This window comes from Kribbella sp. HUAS MG21 (genome assembly GCF_040254265.1).
In the GTDB taxonomy this organism is placed as follows: domain Bacteria; phylum Actinomycetota; class Actinomycetes; order Propionibacteriales; family Kribbellaceae; genus Kribbella.
The window spans coordinates 1,378,902-1,394,563 of the sequence record NZ_CP158165.1 but is presented as its reverse complement, the minus strand read 5'-3'; the positions used below and the strand labels follow the sequence as shown (position 1 = coordinate 1,394,563).

The 15,662-nt window shown below is 71.0% G+C and carries 11 protein-coding genes; 5 read left to right on the top strand and 6 right to left on the bottom strand.

Annotation, left to right across the window (positions count from 1 at the left end; genetic code table 11):
- Positions 1-154: 154 nt before the first annotated feature.
- From ABN611_RS06720 to ispF, 3 genes are read left to right on the top strand one after another with little or no spacing between them, the layout of a single operon-like run.
- Positions 155-640 carry a CarD family transcriptional regulator gene (locus ABN611_RS06720; protein ID WP_130446326.1) on the top strand — a complete coding sequence of 162 codons (486 nt, stop codon included), beginning with the start codon at positions 155-157 and terminating at the stop codon, positions 638-640.
- 9 nt (positions 641-649) lie between these two features.
- Positions 650-1,348 (top strand): 2-C-methyl-D-erythritol 4-phosphate cytidylyltransferase, encoded by a 699-nt coding sequence (gene ispD, locus ABN611_RS06715; RefSeq protein ID WP_350278912.1) that lies wholly within the window; start codon positions 650-652, stop codon positions 1,346-1,348.
- A 56-nt stretch (positions 1,349-1,404) separates the two neighbouring features.
- Positions 1,405-1,815: a 2-C-methyl-D-erythritol 2,4-cyclodiphosphate synthase gene (gene ispF / locus ABN611_RS06710; RefSeq protein ID WP_350281604.1), complete on the top strand. Its 411-nt coding sequence runs from the start codon at positions 1,405-1,407 to the stop codon at positions 1,813-1,815.
- Here ispF and ABN611_RS06705 read toward each other — a convergent pair.
- The gene (locus ABN611_RS06705) at positions 1,809-2,783 is read right to left on the bottom strand and encodes a nitrilase family protein (RefSeq protein ID WP_350278911.1); all 975 of its coding nucleotides are present in this window, start codon (positions 2,781-2,783) and stop codon (positions 1,809-1,811) included. The genes ispF and ABN611_RS06705 overlap by 7 nt on opposite strands.
- A 70-nt stretch (positions 2,784-2,853) precedes the next feature.
- Here ABN611_RS06705 and ABN611_RS06700 point away from each other — a divergent pair, with 70 nt between their 5' ends.
- A complete protein-coding gene (locus ABN611_RS06700; protein ID WP_350278910.1) occupies positions 2,854-3,717 on the top strand; it encodes a LysR family transcriptional regulator in 864 nt (287 codons plus the stop codon).
- Here the strand turns inward: ABN611_RS06700 and ABN611_RS06695 are convergent.
- From ABN611_RS06695 to ABN611_RS06685, 3 genes are all read right to left on the bottom strand, one after another.
- Positions 3,714-5,012: a M1 family metallopeptidase gene (locus ABN611_RS06695; RefSeq protein WP_350278909.1), complete on the bottom strand. Its 1,299-nt coding sequence runs from the start codon at positions 5,010-5,012 to the stop codon at positions 3,714-3,716. The two genes, ABN611_RS06700 and ABN611_RS06695, sit on opposite strands and share 4 nt — an antisense overlap.
- Entirely contained in the window at positions 5,012-8,944 is a 3,933-nt protein-coding gene (locus tag ABN611_RS06690; RefSeq protein ID WP_350278908.1) for a Pls/PosA family non-ribosomal peptide synthetase, read from the bottom strand. The genes ABN611_RS06695 and ABN611_RS06690 overlap by 1 nt, the downstream gene beginning before the upstream one ends.
- A gap of 83 nt (positions 8,945-9,027) precedes the next feature.
- Entirely contained in the window at positions 9,028-10,152 is a 1,125-nt protein-coding gene (locus ABN611_RS06685) for a neutral zinc metallopeptidase (protein ID WP_350278907.1), read from the bottom strand.
- 90 nt (positions 10,153-10,242) lie between these two features.
- Here ABN611_RS06685 and ABN611_RS06680 point away from each other — a divergent pair, with 90 nt between their 5' ends.
- A complete protein-coding gene (locus tag ABN611_RS06680; protein ID WP_350278906.1) occupies positions 10,243-11,952 on the top strand; it encodes a DUF2207 domain-containing protein in 1,710 nt (569 codons plus the stop codon).
- 22 nt (positions 11,953-11,974) lie between these two features.
- Here the strand turns inward: ABN611_RS06680 and ABN611_RS06675 are convergent, their stop codons facing one another.
- Both ABN611_RS06675 and ABN611_RS06670 read right to left on the bottom strand, forming a co-directional pair.
- Positions 11,975-12,988: a neutral zinc metallopeptidase gene (locus ABN611_RS06675; RefSeq protein WP_350278905.1), complete on the bottom strand. Its 1,014-nt coding sequence runs from the start codon at positions 12,986-12,988 to the stop codon at positions 11,975-11,977.
- A 1,219-nt stretch (positions 12,989-14,207) separates the two neighbouring features.
- Complete coding sequence (locus ABN611_RS06670) at positions 14,208-15,521, bottom strand: neutral zinc metallopeptidase (protein ID WP_350278904.1); 1,314 nt, start codon at positions 15,519-15,521, stop codon at positions 14,208-14,210.
- Between the last annotated feature and the right edge of the window lie 141 nt (positions 15,522-15,662).

Sequence of the window (15,662 nt, the reverse complement as noted above, 5' to 3'; positions counted from 1 at the left end):
TCCGGCAGGGGTGTCCGAAGCACCCGTACACGCGCGCACGAGGCATGCGAGAGAGCGTTTGTCAAGGCGGGATGTGGGCCCTGACCAGCGCAAACGCCCCGGCCGGACCACCGACCGCGTGGTAGGATGGATCTCGGAAAGGGGCACTTCACACATGACTTTCACAGTCGGCGAGACGGTTGTTTACCCCAATCACGGAGCGGCCGTCATCGAGGACATCGAGACCCGTCAGATCAAAGGTGAGGACAAGACCTACCTGGTCTTGAGGATCGTCGCTCAGAACGACCTGGTCGTCCGGGTCCCCGCGTGCAACCTCGATCTCGTCGGCGTGCGTGACGTCGTGGATCAGGCCGGCCTGGAGCGCGTCTTCGACGTGCTGCGCGCGCCGCACACGGAGGAGCCGACCAACTGGTCGCGACGCTACAAGGCGAACCTGGAGAAGCTGCACTCGGGTGACGTGCTGAAGGTGGCAGAGGTCGTCCGCGACCTGTGGCGCCGGGAGCGTGACCGCGGGCTGTCCGCCGGTGAGAAGCGGATGCTGGCGAAGGCTCGCCAGATCCTCGTCTCCGAGCTGGCCCTGGCCGAGCACACCAACGAGGACAAGGCCGAGGCCATCCTCGACGAGGTCCTCGCTTCCTAGTCAGAGCTCATGAGTAGCGCGGTCGTGATCCCCGCGGCCGGGCTGGGGCTGCGACTCGGTGGCGAGACACCGAAGGCATTTCGAGAGGTCGGTGGCGATTCGCTGCTGGTCCACGCGGTGCGTGGCCTGAAGGCAGCGTCCGCCGCCGGCCTCGTCTGTTTCGTGGTCGCCGTACCGCCCGGCTCCGAGGAGACGGTCGGCAAGGAGCTCGAGCCGTACGTCGGTGACGCGCAGCTGCTCGTCGTCGCGGGCGGGGCGGAGCGCCACGACTCGGTGCGGACGGCGCTGGATGTGGTGCCGGTCGACGGCATCGACTGCATCCTGGTGCACGACGCGGCGCGGGCCTTCGTGCCGGCCGCCGCGATCGAGCGCGTGGTCGCGGCGGTGCGCGCCGGGGCCGAGGCCGTCGTACCGGTGGTGCCGGTGACCGACACGATCAAACGGGTCGGCCCGGGCGGCGAGGTCGTCGACACGCCCGACCGCTCGACATTGGTCGCCGTCCAGACGCCGCAGGGTTTCGCTCCCGACGTACTGCGCCGCGCGCATGCCGCGGGTGCCGACGCCGGGGTGACCGACGACGCGATGATGTGCGAGCGGCTCGGGGTGACGGTGCGGACGGTCGAGGGTTCACCGGACGCCTTCAAGGTCACCCGGCCGCAGGACCTGCTCCTCGCCGAGGCGTTGCTCGCGGAAAGGCGCCTGCGGTGAAGCTGCCTCGCGTCGGCAACGGCATCGACGTACATCCGCTGGAAGCAGGCCGCCCGATGTGGCTGGCGGGTCTGCACTGGCCTGAGGAGACGTCCGGGCCGTCCGGGCATTCCGACGGCGACGTCGCGGCGCATGCGATCTGCGATGCGTTGCTGAGCGCGGCGCGGCTCGGGGACCTCGGGTCGAACTTCGGCACCTCCGAGCCGGAGTGGGCCGGTGCGTCCGGAGCGGCGCTGCTGGCGGAGACGGCGCGGCGGGTGCGGGCCGCCGGTTTCGAGATCGGCAACGTCTCGGTCCAGATCGTTGCCAACCGGCCGCGGTTCGCGGCCCGCCGCGAGGAAGCCGAGAAGGCCCTCAGCGCCGCCTGCGACGCTGAGGTCTCGGTCAGCGCCACCACCACGGACGGCCTGGGACTCACCGGTCGCGGCGAGGGCATCGCCGCCCTCGCCACAGCCCTCATCTACTGACCGGGCAGTTCGACGGGGGCGTCTGTGAAGCGGGCGGTGCGGGGGTCCAGTTCGTTGCCCAGGCGCTGGGTGAGGAGGGCGTAGAGCTCGGGGCGGCGGCCGCGGAGCCAGCGGCGGCCGGTTGCCAAGGGCACCAGGTCGAGGTCGAGGTCCGCGGTGACGACAGCTTCGGCGGGTGCGGGGGTCTCGGCGACGATCCGGCCGTACGGGTCGAGGATCATCGCGTTGCCGGTGCGCAGTTCGTCGTCGTCGCGGCCGACGCCGTTGCTGAACAGCACGAACATCCCGTTGTCATGGGCCCGCGCCGGCAACCACCGCAGCAGCCAGCCGCGCCCGCTCGGACCGTTGAACGCCTCCTCGACCGCCGCCGGGTCCGCATCCCGGTTCTCCCATACCTGCAACGGAATCGGCTTCATGCCGTGCGGGCTGCGCGAGTTCGTCCCGCCGGTCTGATGCGGCGCGAGCAGCACTGTTGCGCCGAGCAACGCGGTGATCCGGACGTTCTCGACCAGGTTGTTGTCCCAGCAGATCAGCACCCCGGCCCGGAATCCCCACGGCGTGTCGAAGACGGTGTACGACGATCCGCTCGCGATCACCTCGTGCTCGAACGCGTGCAGCTTGCGATGCACGTGGACCTGACCGTCCGGGAGGCAGACGGCGTACGCGTTGAACAGCGTGCCGTCCGCCTCCTCCAGGAACCCGACGCCGATCCCCGCCCCGAGCTCCCGCGCGAGCTCGAGGACCCGGCTGACCAGCGGTCCGTCGGCAGGCTCGGCCAGTTCGTGCAGGCGCTCGGGCGTGTGCCGCCGCAGGTGCCAGTAGCCGAGCAGGCACATCTCCGGGAACACCACCAGACGGACCCCGCCGGCGACCGCGTCCCGGGCCAGGCGCTCGACCGTGGCGAGATTGGCGGCGGGCTGGTCGGGGCTCGGTTCGAACTGGACGACGGCGGCGCGGAAGGAGGTCATGCCCCCATCGAAACGCCGCGGCATCCATGACGTCCAATAGAGCTTCGACCGCATTCCATATCCTGGTGTTATGGATCTCCGTCTGCTCCGGGCGTTCGTCACGGTGGCCAGGCTGCGGAACTTCGGTGCCGCCGCCGCGGAGTTGTCGACGAGCCAGCCGGCGCTGACGAAACAGATCCAGGTGCTGGAGCGGCGGGTCGGTGCGGTGCTGTTCAACCGCGGCCGGCACGGCGCCCGGCTGACCCCGGCCGGGGAGCTGCTGCTTGCTGACGCTCTGGAGTTGCTCGACCGGGCGGAGGCCTTCGAACGGCGGGCCGCGCAGGTCGCGTCCGGCGCCGAGGGTTCGCTGGCGATCGGCTTCGGGCTGTCGGGGATCGAGCTGGCGCCGCGCGCGGTCGCGCTGTTCCGCAGCCGGTGGCCGGGAGTGACGGTCTCCCTCGAGGACATGTCCTCGGCCGTGCAGTGCGAGCGGCTGCTCGGAGGCAGCCTGCACATCGGGTTCGTCCGGCTGCCGGTGCCGGCCGGGCTCGAGCACCTCCGGCTCCGGCGGGACCGCCTCACACTCGCCGTACCGGCGGATCAGGACGTCCCGCGCGATCTCGTCAGCTGGATCGACGCGCGTCCGCTGGTCCGCCTGACTCCGGACCGCGGTCCCGGGCTGACCGCGCAGATCAACAGCCTGTACGCCGAACTTGGTTGCCACCCGCAAGTACTGCAGGAGGCCGGCGACCTGCAGACCGTCCTCGCCTTGACGGCGGCGGGTGTCGGACCGGCGGTCGTACCGCAGACAGCCGAGCGCATCGCACCACCCGAGGTTCGCCTGCTCCCGCTGCCCGGTCGCGCGGCCAGCTGGTGGACCGGCGCCGCCTGGGCCACCCGGACGCCGCTCACCGAACGCTTCGTGAAGGCCGCCGCCGAAGTCGCCCGGGGCTAGCGCTTCCGCGGCAACGGCGGCAGCTCGTACGAGTCCAGCCAGGCCGCGAACAGATGCCGCAGCGCTTCCTCGTCGGGGCTGAAGGTCGACGCCAGCGCGATGAACTCCGCGGTGCTGACCGACCCGTGCCGATGCGTCTTCGTCCAGGTCCGGAGGAGTTCGAAGAACGACTCGTCGCCCAGGTGCTTCCGCAGTACGTGCAAGGTGATCGCGCCGCGCTTGTAGAGGCGGTCGTCGAACATCAGCTCGGGACCCGGGTCCGACAGCAGCAGGTCCTGCGGCAGGCCCTTCAACCGGGTATGGGCCTTCGCGACCTGCTGGTCGGCGGTCAGCCCCTGCGACTCCTCCGACCACAGCCACTCGGCGTAACAGGCGAAACCCTCGTTCAGCCAGATGTGCTGCCAGCTCGCCGGAGTCAGGCTGTTCCCGAACCACTGGTGCGCCAGCTCGTGCGCGACCAGCCGTTCCGAGCCGCGCCGGCCGTCGACATGGTTGCTGCCGAACACCGAGATGCCCTGCGCCTCCAGCGGGATCTCCAGCGGGTCGTCGGTGACGACGACCGTGTAGCCGCCGAACGGGTACGGCCCGAACTGCCGGCAGAACAGCTTCATCATGTCCTGCTGCCGCCCGAAGTCGTGCCGGAACGCGCGGATCCGTCCGGTCGGCAGCACGCCCCGGATCGCCACCGGCGCACTCGCCAGCTCCACCTCGTCGTACCGCCCGATCTGCACGGTCGCGAGGTACGTCGCCATCGGCGCGGCCTGGTCGAACACCCACGTCGTCCGGCTGGCCTTCACCCGGCGCGACACCAGCCGCCCGTTCGCGACCACCTGGTACGGCGAATCGGTGGTGATCGAGATCCGGTAATGCGCCTTGTCGCCGGGGTGGTCGTTGCACGGGAACCAGGTCGCCGCGCCGCTCGGCTGGCTGGCGACGATCACGCCCTCGGTGAGTTCCTCCCAGCCGAGCTCGCCCCACGGGCTGTCCTCGGGCTTCGGGTTCCCGTTGTACTGGACGTCGACCGTGAACTCGGCGCCGTCCGGGATGCTCGCGGTGACGTAGAGCTTGCCCGCGCGCTGCGTGAACCGTTGCGGCCGGCGGCCGTTCACCGCGACCTTCGACACCCGCAGGCTGGACAGGTCGAAGCTGAACCGGGACAGCGGTTCGGTCGCGTAGGCGGTGATCGTCGCCTTGCCGCTCAGCCGGTTGCTGCTGACCCGGTAGTCCAGCTCGAGGTCGTACGACTCGACCTGGTAGCCGGGGTTTCCGTGGGTGGGCACATAACGGTCAACCATCAGCCCTGCCACGGCGCGATCGGGTTCCCCGCCCAGCGCGTACCCGCCGGAACACCTTCACCACGCATCACGAGCGACACCGGGCCGATGGTAGCTCCCGCGCCCAGCTCGGCGGCCGGGAGCACGATGCCGTGCGGGCCGAGGGTGGCTCCGGGTCCGAAGGTGACTGTGTTCATGGAGAGAACTCGATCATGAAACAGGTGCGTTTGCAGCACACAACCGCGATTCACCGTGGCGCCGTCGCCTAAGGTGATCAGATCGGCCTCCGGCAACCAGTACGTCTCGCACCAGACGCCGCGGCCGATCTTGGCCCCGAGCGACCGCAGCCAGAGCGCGAGCACCGGCGTACCGGCGGCCGCGTTCGCGAACCACGGCGCGGCGACCAGCTCGACGAAGCTGTCGACCACTTCGTTGCGCCAGACGAACGAGCTCCACAGCGGGTACTCGACGGCGCGCGTCCGGCCGACGATCAGCCACTTCGCGACCGTCGCCATCCCGCCCGCGACCGCACCCGCGGCCAGGATCACCGCGCCGGACAGCAGCATCGCCGCGACCGGGCCGAGCCAGATGTCCAGCGCCTGCAGCGCGAACAGCACGCCGAGCGCGATCAGCACCGTGCACATCATCGGCACGAACCGGCACAGCTCGACCAGGGCGCGCGCGACCTTCAGCTTGTACGGCGGGTTGTACGTCCGGCTCTGGTCACCCGATACCGCGTGGCGGCGCAGTTTCACGGGCGGCGAGCCGAGCCACGACGTCCCCGCCTTGGACTTCTTCGGCGCCGCGGACAGCACCGCGACCAGGCCGTTCTTCGGGACGCTGCGCCCGGGCGCGGTCATCCCCGAGTTGCCGAGGAAGGCGCGCTTGCCGACCTTCGCGCCGGCCACGTGCAGCCAGCCGCCACCGAGCTCGTACGACGCGATCATCGTGTCGTCGGCCAGGAACGCGCCCTCGCCGACGGTGGTCATCTTCGGCAGCAGCAGCACCGTCGAGGCCTCGACGTCGCGGCCGATCTTGGCGCCGAGAGCGCGCAACCACCACGGCGTCAGCAGGCTTGCGTACAGCGGGAAGAGCAGGGTCCGCGCCGAGTCGAGCAGCCGCTCGGTGGCCCAGACCTGCCAGCCGATCCGGCTGCGCACCGGGTAGTGACCGGGCTTGATGCCGATGCCGAGCAGCCGGACGCCGATCAGCGTGAGCACCGCGATCGTCGCGAAACCGACCAGTGTCATCAGCGGGATCGCGGCCAGCGCGCTCAGCGCCGCGTCCGTCAGCGTCCGTGTCTCGCGCAACGCCAGACCGAGAACGACGAACGCCGCCGCGGCCCCGGCCACCGGGATCAAGGACATCAGCGCCGACTGGGCGCCGTACGCCGCCACCCACCACGGCGCGCGGGCGGGCCGGTGGTCCGGCCAGGGATGCCGGGCGCGGCCGATCCTGACCGCGGGGGAGCCGGACCAGCGCTCGTTGTCCGGGACCTTGCCGGACACGGCCGACCCGGCCATGATCTCGGCGTTCCGGCCGATCTCCGCACCTGGGAGCAGCGTGCTGCGGGAGCCGACGACCGCCTCGGCGCCGACGGACACCGGGCCGACGTGCAGCTGGTCGCCGTCGATCCAGTAGCCGGCCAGGTCGACCTCGGGCTCGATCGAGGCACCGCGGCCCATGGTGAGCATGCCGGTCACCGGCGGCAGCGTGTGCAGGTCGACCCCGCGGCCGATCTTCGCGCCGAGGGCGCGGGCGTAGTACGCGATCCAGGGCGCGCCGGCGAGGTTCGCGGCGCCGGCGGCGTCGGCCAGGTTCTCCGCGGCCCACAGCCGGACGTGGACGTTGCCGCCGCGCGGATACGTACCGGGTTTCAGCCCGCGGAGCAGGATCCGGGCGCCCACGACCGCGATGCCCATCCGGCCCGCGGGCGAGATCAGGATCAGCCAGCCGGCCAGCACCCACCACCACGACACGGTCCGTACCCACGGCAGCGGCTCGATCAGCGCGGCGAGGAGGTTGTTCAGCGTGAACAGGTAGACCAGCCAACGGACGCCGACGACGGTCTGCAGGACCAGGGTCAGCGCGGTCTGCAGGAGCTGTGTGCCCTTCGGAGTCGGCCGGATCTCCCGGACCTCGACCGGCTCCGGGGCGACCGGCCGGAACTCGTCGAGCCGGTCGGCGAGCGCGCCGAGCCGCGGGTACTCGTAGATGTCCGCGACCGTGACCTCCGGGTACCGCTCCCGCAGCGCGGACACCAGCTGCGCCGCGGCGAGACTGCCGCCGCCGTGCAGGAAGAAGTCGTTGTCGGCCCCCGTGACCTTGGCGCCGAGAACCTTCGTCCAGCGGTCGGCCAGCCAGCCCGCGGTGCCGACGAGGTCGGCGGCCGGTCCGTCGCTGTCCATCCCGGGCAGCGGCCAGGGCAGTGCGTTGCGGTCGACCTTGCCGGACGTCCTGGTCGGGAGCGTGTCGACGATCGCCAGCAACGGCACGAGCGCCGCAGGCAGCGCTTCGCGCAGCCGCTCGGTCGCCTTCCCGTTGTCGAAACCGTCGGGATCGTCCGGTACGACGTACCCGACGAGGAGCTGGTTGCCCGCGGCGCTGTTGCGGACGGCGGCCGCGGCGCCGGTGACGCCGGGCAGGGCCTGCAGCGCGGCGTCGACCTCGCCGAGCTCGATCCGGCGCCCGCCGAGCTTGACCTGTTCGTCGGCGCGGCCCTGGAACAGCAGGCCGAGCGGGTCGGAGCGCACCAGGTCGCCGCTGCGGTACGCGCGGTCCCAGCCGAGGCTCGGCATCGGCGCGAACTTCTCGGCGTCCTTGGCCGGATCCAGGTACCGGGCCAGGCCGACACCACCGATGATCAGCTCGCCGACCTCGCCGTCGGCCACTTCGTTGCCTTGGGCATCTACGACGGCGAGGTCCCAGCCGTCCAGCGGAAGGCCGATCCGGACCGGGCCCTCGCCGGTGAGCCGCGCGGCGCAGGCGACCACGGTCGCCTCGGTCGGACCGTAGGTGTTCCAGACCTCGCGGCCCTCGACCGCGAGCCGTTCGGCCAGCTCCGGCGGGCAGGCCTCGCCGCCGAAGATCAGCAGCCGGACCTGGTCGAGCGCGTCCGCCGGCCAGAGCGCGGCGAGCGTCGGCACGGTCGACACCACGGTGATGCCTTGGGCAACCAACCACGGGCCGAGGTCCATCCCGGTGCGGACCAGGGAACGCGGCGCCGGGACCAGGCAGGCGCCGTGCCGCCAGGCCAGCCACATCTCCTCGCAGGAGGCGTCGAAGGCGACGGACAGCCCGGCCAGGACCCGGTCGTCGGGCCCGATCGGCTCGTCCTGCAGGAACAGCCGCGCCTCCGCGTCGACGAACGCGGCGGCCGAGCGGTGCGTGACCGCGACGCCTTTCGGTACGCCGGTCGAGCCCGAGGTGAAGATGATCCACGCGTCGTCGCCCGGCTCCGGCCCGGAACCGGACCGCGCCGCGTCCGTCGTACTCGAGGAGTCCATGCGGGCGGAGTACGGGTAGTCGAAGGTGCCGTTGGCGGCGTCGTTGTCGGCGATCGGCTGCTGCTGCGGACGGGTGATCGTGAGCTCGAGGTCGTCACCGACCGTCGCCGCGACCCCGGCCTCGCCAAAGACCAGCTCAGCCCGTTCGTCCGGGTCGTCGGCGTCGACCGGGACGTACGCGGCCCCGGCCTGGAGCGTGCCGAGAATCGCTATGTACAGGTCGTTGTGGCCCGACGAGATCCGAATCCCGACGCGGTCGCCGGGGCCGATGCCCTGCCCGGTCAGGCGGTCGGCGAACTTGGTGGTCTGCACCAGCAGTTCGCGGTAGGTCAGGCTGACACTGCCGTCGTCGAGCGCTGGCTCGTCGGCGTACTTGTGGGCGGTCTCCTCGAGCACGTCCACCAGCGTCCGCGCGGCCGTCGCCAGGTCCCCGCGTCGCAACGTCACGGGCGGATAATACGCCGCTCAGTTACCTGCGGGACAACGTGAAGCAAACAGTGGGACAGTCAATCAACTAGTCAATCAACTGCTTACTGCACCAGGCGCTCCGGGGCCGCGAAGGTGTCACAAGCCTTGTTGGCGCCGATGTTGTAGCCGTTCTGGATCCAGAAGCCCTGGCTGGTCGCCAGCCCGTGCGTCCGCTCGTCGTCCGGTGTGGACGGTGACTCTCCGAAGCTGTTGCTGGACTGCTCCTTGAACTCGTCCTCCCGGTCCGTCAACGGGTAGGACTTCGCGACGGCCTTGCTGAACACGCCCGCGAAACAGGACGCCTGGAGTTCGTTGCGGCGCGAGCTGTCGAGTTTCCGCTCCGGGTGGTCCTGCAGGTACACGGCCCGCGCGTAGAACAGTCCGGTGACACCCTGCACGTGATGGCCGTACTCGTGCGCGATGGTCATCAGGTACGCCAGGTCCTGCTGCGGGCCGAACGCGCGGTTCATCTGCTTCACGTCGACGTACATGACCTGGTTGCCGTAGCAGTAGAACGCCAGCACCCGGCCGGACAGCGGCTGGAAGTTGCCGCACGCGGTCGAGACCGGCTGGTCGAACACGACCAGGCCGGGATCGGGCTTGTTCTGGCCGAGGTCCTTGAAGATCGGCCGCCACGCGTCGTTGAGGCACTTGAAGAGGCGCTGGTAGTAGACCTTCTGCGACGCCAGGCTGCCGCTGCCCAGGTTGGCCGCGGGACAGTTCTGCTCCTGCAGCGGACCGGTGCGGTAGACGTCGGCGTTCAGCAGGTAGTCCTCGGCGGTGCCCTTCTCCGGCGTGGTGGTCGGGGTCGGCACGATCGACGGACCGGTCACCTCCGGCTCCTCCGGCCCGGCGGTGTCGGTGCTGTCAGCACCTGTCCACAGCACGACCGCCAGGACGGCCGCCGAGATCCCGATGAAGATCAGCATCGTGAACCCGAGCAGGACCAGCCGGAAGCCGCCGCCACGCCGCCGCGGCGGCTGGAAGCCGTTGAACTGGCCGGGACCGAACGACGGACCGAACTGACCGCGCGGCGGGTACTGACCTTGCTGCGGGTACTGGCCCTGCTGCGGGTACTGGCCCTGCTGGGGCGGCCACGGCGCGGCTTGCGGCGGCGGCAGGACACCCGGCGGCGGACCCACCGGCCGGTCCTGGCGCGGACCGCCGTACCCGTACGGGCTGCTCACAGCACTGGCCTCCATTGGGTCGGGTCACGCCGCTCACGTCGGACGATGGCGAGTTCGCTGTGCGAACCGGCACGAGACTACCCTCGACCCATGTCACCGAAGCGCCGCCTCCTCCCGGCAGCCCTGCTGTTGTCCCTGACCGCCCCGGTCGCCGGCCTGTTCGTTGCCCTGAGCCCGGTGTCCGCGCAGGCCGCGGTCCGGGCCGACGACCAGATCACGGCGTACGACGCGGACGCGACGCTGACCAAGGACGGCCGGCTGCAGGTCAAGGAGACGGTCGACCTGACCGCCGGCGGTACGACGTTCAGCCGGACGCTGACCACCCGGGTCCGGTCCGACGCCGACCGCGACCGCACGTACGAGCTGACCGACGTCTCAGCGACGGTGAACGGGCAGCCCGCGCAGGGCTTCCAGAACGAGAGCACCGACGACGGCCGCAAGCTGACGCTGAACGTGTCCGGCCAGTCCAAGATCGTCTACAGCTACACCGTGGACAACGTGGTCGCCGAGTCGACCGAGGGCCGCGAGGTGAGCTGGCCGATCGTGCAGGGCTTCGGCACCGCGATCCCGAAGGCCACGCTGAGCGTCAACATCCCGTTCGCCACCTGGGTGACCTGCTTCGCCGGCCGCACCGGGTCGAGCATGCCGTGTACGTCGTCCCAGCTGGCCGAGTCGGCCGCGCTCGAGATCGAGCAGAACGGCGTACCCGCCGGCGGCCGGGTGACGTTCCTGACCGGGCTGAGCGCCCAGGGCAACGTCGAACCGAACGCGGAGTACGCGACCCGCTGGTCGCTCGGGCGGGCCTTCACCGTGGACTTCACCACGGTCGGGCTGGCCGTGGTCGTGTTCGGGCTCGGTCTGCTCGGTGCGGTCGGTCTGTGGTTCTTCCGCGGCCGGGACGCCGCCAAGGTCGGCGACGGCGCGCCGGAGCGACCGGTGCTCGACGGCGCCGACGGACCCCAGTTCGCGGCGCCGGACGGCATCCGGCCCGGCCAGGTCGGCACGGTGGTGGACGAGACCGCCGACGTCGTCGACATCACCGCGACGCTGCTGGACCTTGCCGTGCGCAACTACCTGACGATCGTCGAGCAGCCGCGCGAGTCGCACTTCGGCCGGCTGGACTGGGAGCTGCGGCGGCTGCACCCGGGCGGCCCCGAGCTGCTCGCCTACGAGAAGGCGCTGCTGGACGCGGTGTTCGCGGACGGCGACTCGGTGCTGGTCTCCGCGCTCGGCCCGTCGCTGCGGCCGCGGCTCAACCTGGTCCGCGAGCAGCTGTACGCCGACGTGGTCACGCAGGGCTGGTTCAAGAGCCGCCCGGACGCCGACCGGAACCGCTGGACCACCGCCGGTGTGGTGCTGCTCGGGGCGGGCGTCGTACTGACCATCGTGCTCGCGATCGTGAGCAAGTTCGCGCTGGTCGGGTTCGCGGTGATGGCGGCCGGGGTGGTGCTCGCGCTCGTCGGTCAGATCGCGCCGGCCCGGACCGCGCGCGGTGCCGCCGTACTGGGCCGGGTGGCCGGTCTGCAGCAGTACCTCGCCCACGAGACGTCGGCCGACCTGCCGGAGTCGCACCGGCTCGAGTTCGCGTCCCGGTGCCTGCCGTACGCCGCTGTGCTCGGGCTGACCGAGAAGTGGGCGCTGGAGATCGCGGCGACCGATGACGACGACGACCCCGACGCCGGTATCGGCTGGTACTCCGGCCCGGAGAACTGGCACCTGTCCGACATCGGCGAGTCGCTGAGCAACTTCGTGACGTCCTTCGGCGGCACCCTGACCACCGCCCGCCGCCTGTTCGGCTGACGCGGGCGGTGGTTCGCCGCTGTCAGTTCACCCGGACGTCGGCCGCGGTGAAGGTGTTGCAGGAGTCGGGCTTCTTGTTGTTGTAGCCCGCGACCGACCACTGGTAGTTGCTGACCCGGTTGCCGTGGTCGTGCACGCGCGGCCGGGCGTAGTCGTCACCCGAGTGCGCGATCAGGAACTTCCAGTTGGTCAGCAGTACGCCGTTCATCGGGATGTACGTCGCGTTCGCGCCGAGGTAGACGGCGCCGAGACAGGTCGCCTGCAGCTCGCGCCGGCGGCTCTCCATGAGCTTCTGGTTCGGCGTCATCTTCTGCTGCCGGGACATCGACGAGGCGAGGATCCCGCTCAGCTTCTGCACGTGGTGGCCGTACTCGTGGGCGAAGGTGTTGAGCATGACCGCGCGGGCGTACACCGGGTTGGACTTGTAGTACCGGTTGTCGACCGCGAACGGCAGGTAGATCGTCTCGTTCGCCGCGCAGTACGCCGCCCGCACGCTGCGCTGGACGCCGCACGGCGACGGGACCTTGCCGACGTACACGACGGCCTTCGGGTTGCGGAACGGGAGGTTCGCCTTCTTCATCGCCAGCCACCAGGTGCGGTTCAGGCAGGGGAGCAGGCGGTTGTAGTACTGCTGCGCTGCCGGGACGGTGACGGGTGCGAACGGCGGCTCCGCGCACTTCGACGCGGCGACCGGGCCGATCGAGTACAGCCGGCTGCCCTTCACGACCTCGTCCACCGTCGGGCCGCGGGGCGTCGACGGCGACGGCGACGGCGAGGCGGACGGGCTCTCCGACGGCGACGGTGTCTCCGATGCGGTGGTCGTCGGCGTCACCTTGGCCTCCGGGTCGCCGCCGCCGACGGTGCGGACGATCAGCGTGATCCCTGACCCGAGCACCAGCACCGCCAGCACGACAAGCCCGATCAGCAACCCCCGCGACAAGGTCTTCTTCTTACGCCGCCGCCGCCCACCCGGAGGCTGCGGAATCGGAATCGGCGGATACTGCCAGGTCGGACCCTGCTGCACAGGCTGCCCCATGGGCCCGATCTGCGCCTGCTGCCCGATAGGCCCACCCCGCCCGTGCTGCCCCATCGGCCCGGCCTGCCCGTGCTGCCCCATCGGCCCGGGCTGCCCCTGCCCGCCCTGCGGCGCGGAGTGCCGAGCACCCTGCTGCCCCTGCGGCGGAAGCGCATTACTCCAAGGCGACGAGGGCTGCTGCTGCCCACCCTGCGACCCCCACAGATAAGACCCTTCCGATCCCACCTGAGGCCGAGCCTGCTGCGAAGGCGAAGCCTGCCAAGCACTCGACTCAGGCCGCCCCCCAGCCGACCACCCAGCACCCCCACCGGCACCACCCTGCCCCGACGGCCCACCCTGCGAGCCGCCCTGCCCAGAACCGCCCTGCGAGCCGCCCTGCGCGGAGCCGGTCTGCCCGGCCGAACCGGCCGTGCCCTGGCCGGGCGTGCCCGGGGCAGGTGTGCCTTGGGTGGGCGGACGGTTGTTGCCTTGGGCAGCGGTGTTGGTTTGGAGGGGCCAGGACTGCTCGCCCCAGGACCCGCCGGTTTGCGGGATGTTCGGCTGTGCCGGGTTGGGCGTGTTCGGGCGACTCGTGGGTGTGCCGCCTTCCGGTGCCTCGGACCATGAAGGTGTCGGCTGCCACGGGTCGGGTGCTCCGGCGTTGGAGCGTGGCGGCGTACCTGGTTGCTGCTGGCTCGGGCCGCCCGGTTGGGACGCGGACTGCCAGGGGCCGGCCTGGTTCGGTCCGGCCTGGCCTGTGGTGGGCTGGTCGGGGTGTTCGCGGCGGTTGGGGCCCCAGCCGCCGTCGAACCAGTTGTTGGCGGGGGCCTCGGACTGGCCCGGGCTCTGGAACTCGCGCTTCGCGTCGGTCTCGCCGGTCCACCACGTCGCGGACTGCCCCGCCCCGGGACCTGGCTGCGCGTCACCGGCCCGCGGCCCCGCGTCGTTGTCCCGGGAACCGAACCAGCCCCCGCCGGGCGCCGAACCTTCCTGCTGGTCAGGGCCCCCCTGGCCCGGAACGGGCTCCGGCGGGCGGTCCGGCTGGTTGTCAGCCGGGTCGCTCCCCGGTGGCTGGTTCCAGTTGTCCGACATCGATGCTCCTCACGACCTTGCTGGCTGTAGCTCGTTGGTGGGGTTCCGAGCCGCCTCCCCCCGGACATACTCTGCGATCCGGACCCACCAGGCTAGCCAGTTCGGCCAGTCTCTCCGCAGCAGACCGGTCGGCGCACCCGGACCGGCTTCACTGCACCTTGGCGGCCGGTGCGACGAAGGTGTTGCAGGCGGCCGGGTTGCGCTTGTCCCAGCCACGCAGCGCCCAGTACTTGTGGTTGTTCGCGTCGCCGTGGTCGTTGGCGTAGTCGGTCACGTTGCCGATCAGCCAGCGCCACTGCGTGAGGGACTGCCCGGTGATCGGATAGGTCCGCCGGTTCGACCCGATGAAGATGTCCGAGAAGCACGACGCCTGGAGCTCGAGCCGCCGGCTGTCCTGCAGCTCCATCGCGTACGTCGGCCGCTCGTAGCGGATCCGCGAGTACGCCTGCAGGATGCCCATGTTGTATTGGATGTGGTGCCCGTACTCATGGGCGAACTGGTGCAGCATCCACATCCGCGCCCAGACCTTCTGATAGCTCTGCGAGTACCGGTTGTAGTTGCCGATGTCCTCGGTCAGGTTCATGTAGATGGTGTCGTTCACGCCGCAGAAGAACGGCGGGCCGGAGTCGCTCTTCGTCCCGCACGGCGTCGACACCTGGCCGCTGAAGATCCGCACGTTCGGCGCCCGGAACCGCCCGCCCGCCTTGGCGACCAGCGGCGCCCACGACTTGTTCAGGCAGCCCAGCAGGTTCTTGTAGTTGGCGCGCGCGCCGGCCACGGTGCTCTGCCGCGCCCGGGACTCCTTGCAGCCCACCGGCGCCATCGCGCCGGCCTTGTAGAGCTGGTTCCGCACGACCAGGTCGCTGTCGGTCGGGCCGGGTTTGGTCGTCGGCGTGCTGGTCGTCGTGGACCGGCTGGTCGTCGGCCGCGGCGGCCGGGTGGTCGGCTTGGCCGTGGGCACGTTGCTGGTCGCCCGCGTCGACGGGGCGGCCGTCGGCTTGGCGGTCGGGCTGTACGACGAGGTGGTGGTCGGCTGCGCGTAGCTCGGGTCGCCGTCGCCCTTCAGCGCGAACCGCAGAATGCCGAAGCCGATCACCAGTACGCCGAGCAGCACGAGCGCGGCGATCAGGCCGCCGCGGCCCTTCTTCTTCGGCGGCCGCGGTCCACCGGGCGGAGCGCCCCAGCCGAACTGCGGCTGCCCGTGGAACGGCTGCGGCCCGGGAGGCGGCCCCTGAAAAGGAGCCCCCTGGAACGGAGGCCCCTGAGGCGGTCCCTGAAAAGGAGGTCCCTGCTGGTACGGCGGAGCCTGCGGCGGACCCTGGTACGGCGGACCTTGCGGCGGCCCGGCAGGACCTCCGGGTTGCGGCGGGCCGCCGTACCCCGGCCCCTGCTGCCACGGCGGAGGTGGCGGCTGCTGCGGGTACTGCTGCCCGGGCGGTGGACCCCATTGGTTGCCTGACACGCCCGAGACGCTACCGGAGCGTGGGCTCAACTTCGGCGCCGCCCGAGGAGCGGGCCCGACGGCCGGAGCCGGTCCCGGTTGGTTGCCTGACACCCCCAGGACGCTAGGGTGCGCCTGTCAACCTGACCCTCTCTCTACGGT

Excerpts from the sequence above, each read along its gene's own strand:
- ABN611_RS06700 (WP_350278910.1), top strand. The coding sequence starts at position 2,854 with ATGGATCTCCGTCTGCTCCGGGCGTTCGTCACGGTGGCCAGGCTGCGG.
- ABN611_RS06680 (WP_350278906.1), top strand. The coding sequence starts at position 10,243 with ATGTCACCGAAGCGCCGCCTCCTCCCGGCAGCCCTGCTGTTGTCCCTG.
- ABN611_RS06695 (WP_350278909.1), bottom strand. The coding sequence starts at position 5,012 with ATGGTTGACCGTTATGTGCCCACCCACGGAAACCCCGGCTACCAGGTC.
- ABN611_RS06705 (WP_350278911.1), bottom strand. The coding sequence starts at position 2,783 with ATGACCTCCTTCCGCGCCGCCGTCGTCCAGTTCGAACCGAGCCCCGAC.
- ispF (WP_350281604.1), top strand. The coding sequence starts at position 1,405 with ATGTGGCTGGCGGGTCTGCACTGGCCTGAGGAGACGTCCGGGCCGTCC.
- ABN611_RS06675 (WP_350278905.1), bottom strand. The coding sequence starts at position 12,988 with ATGGGGCAGCCTGTGCAGCAGGGTCCGACCTGGCAGTATCCGCCGATT.
- ABN611_RS06720 (WP_130446326.1), top strand. The coding sequence starts at position 155 with ATGACTTTCACAGTCGGCGAGACGGTTGTTTACCCCAATCACGGAGCG.
- ispD (WP_350278912.1), top strand. The coding sequence starts at position 650 with ATGAGTAGCGCGGTCGTGATCCCCGCGGCCGGGCTGGGGCTGCGACTC.